The sequence below is a fragment of the Gluconacetobacter liquefaciens genome (genome assembly GCF_003350405.1).
GTDB classification, from domain to species: domain Bacteria; phylum Pseudomonadota; class Alphaproteobacteria; order Acetobacterales; family Acetobacteraceae; genus Gluconacetobacter; species Gluconacetobacter liquefaciens.
Map to the genome: position 1 here is coordinate 1 of NZ_QQAW01000027.1, position 2,198 is coordinate 2,198.

Annotated in this window: 2 protein-coding genes; both read right to left on the bottom strand. The window is 63.4% G+C overall.

Annotated features, from left to right (window positions below; genetic code table 11):
- The coding region (locus C7453_RS18545; protein WP_147280883.1) for an ABC transporter permease at positions 1-879 on the bottom strand (879 nt) is incomplete at its 3' end.
- Between the two features lie 26 nt (positions 880-905).
- The coding region (locus tag C7453_RS18550) for an FtsX-like permease family protein (protein ID WP_147280884.1) at positions 906-2,198 on the bottom strand (1,293 nt) is incomplete at its 5' end.

Consider the following 2,198-nt stretch of genomic DNA (forward strand, 5'->3'; position numbering starts at 1 on the left):
CAGCGCCGCCACGCCGACCAACCCCAGGATATCGATCAGCCGCCGGCTGGCCCCACCCTCCCCGATCGACGCATTATGAAAATGCACCGCGCGCAGTGGCACCAGCACCAACCCGCCCTCGCCATAGGTAAAACGGACCAGGCTCTCCTTCCAGTTTCCAGGGTGCCGATATGGGTATTCGTGCAACCCGGCGGCAATGCGCGGCACCGCCGCCGCATCGTCGATGCGCAGCCACACATGTCCCCACTGACTACCCCAATTGTTGAAAGGCCATTCCTTCAGCCAGGAACTTGGAAAAACCGTAACGATTCTGAAATCGCTGGTGGCATTGGGCGGTGGTTCCGCCATGATCGCCGACACCACACTCTCATCACCGCTGTTGTCGATGCGCATCCGCCGGCCGACCGCGTGGACAGTGCCGAAATATTTCCGCGCCATGCTCGCCGACAGCACCACCTTGCCGGGGCCGTCGAGTGCCGTCGCCCTGTCTCCCTCCAGCAAAGGCAACGCAAAGACGGACAGGAAATTCCTGTCGGTGAACACCACCCTATCCCGCACCAGCACGTCCCCCACCCGGACGGGCGCCGGCTTTTCGACCACGCGGACCGCCTGGCTGATCTCGGGAAAATCCTTTTCCATGAAAGGAACCGGCACAAAACTGACATAACTCGACTGATAAGGTGCCCGCCCCGCGGGACGAAAATCGTCATCGACCTGATAGATGTGCGATGCACCAGGCACATAGCTATCGTAGCCATATTCGTATCGCACGATCAGCATCATCGTCAGAAAGACAGCGACCCCCAACCCCAATCCCAGCAGATTGATCGCGCCATAGAGCCCGTGCCGGGGCAGGTTTCTAAAACCGGACGCAAACATCACTCGCCCTCCCGTATATGCCGTTCCTACCCTGCCCTCAGCGAAGCAGCCGGCGGATTGGCCGCAGCCCTGGCCGACTGCCCAAGCACGGTCAGCAGCGCGATCAATCCCGCCCCACCGGCCGCGATCACGAAAGGCCACGGCGTCAGCGCAATCCGCTGATCGAACCCCGACAGCCACCGGCTCATGAACACCCAGGCGACCGGCCAGGCGATCACGTTCGCGATAAAGACCGGCCGCAGAAACTGGCCCACCAGCAAGGTCAGGACCTGCCGACGATCCGCGCCCAGCACCTTGCGCACCCCGATCTCATGCCGGCGACGCGACACGTTGAACGACGACAGGCCGAACAGCCCCAGGCAGGCAATCCCGATCGCCACAGCGGAACCAATGCCGAACAAAACACCGTAATTCTGGTCGCTGCGAAAATCGTCGGCGAATATATCGTTCACCCCCTGGGCCGAGAACGGGACATCCGGGGCAATGTTCGCCCACGCCGAGCGCAGACGCGCCATTTCCTCGGCCTGTGACGCCCCCTCGTAACGGATGATCGCACCAGCCTCGTCAAACGAACCCGAGCGGCCGGAATATAGCAGCGGACGCATCGGCTCATGCGCGCCACCAAACCGGATGTCGTCGATCACCCCGATGATGCGATAGGTCCGCGCAGCCAAATCCTCTCGCAATTCCTGCCCCACCGCCGCCTCCGGCGACGCAAAGCCGAACCGTTCGGCCGTCAGGCGCGAAATGATGATGCTGCTTCCCGCCCCTTCCTGCCCCCGCCCAGCCTGATAATCGCTGCCCTGATGGACGTCGAACAGGCGCCCCGCGACCAGCCTCGCCCCGATCGCCTCGAAATATCCCGGCGTGGCGTAGCCCCACCAGACAGGGACCAGACTGCCGCCGCCCGGACGACGATAATCGTCACTGTCGTCGGTGTGGTGAGGATACATGTCCGATCGCGTGGCGATCCGCACCCCCGGCACCTCGCCCAGCCGGCGCACGATCTCCTCCTGCCGCGCCGTCAGGCTGGCATCCGCCAGCGCATTAATGACGATCACGCCTTCCTTGCTGATTCCCCGATCCAGCACCCGAACGAACGCCGCCTGGTCGGTCATCACGATCGTGCAGACCGCCAGCACGATGGCAAATCCGAATTGCAGCACCACCAGCACGCTGCGCAACATGCTCTCGACCCGCCCGCCCGTCGGCATCCGGCTCGCCGCCAGCACCGCCGCCGGACGAAACGACGACAGCACCAGCGCGGGATAGATCCCGGCAACGATCCCCACGACCAGCACGATCAATACCGATACCGG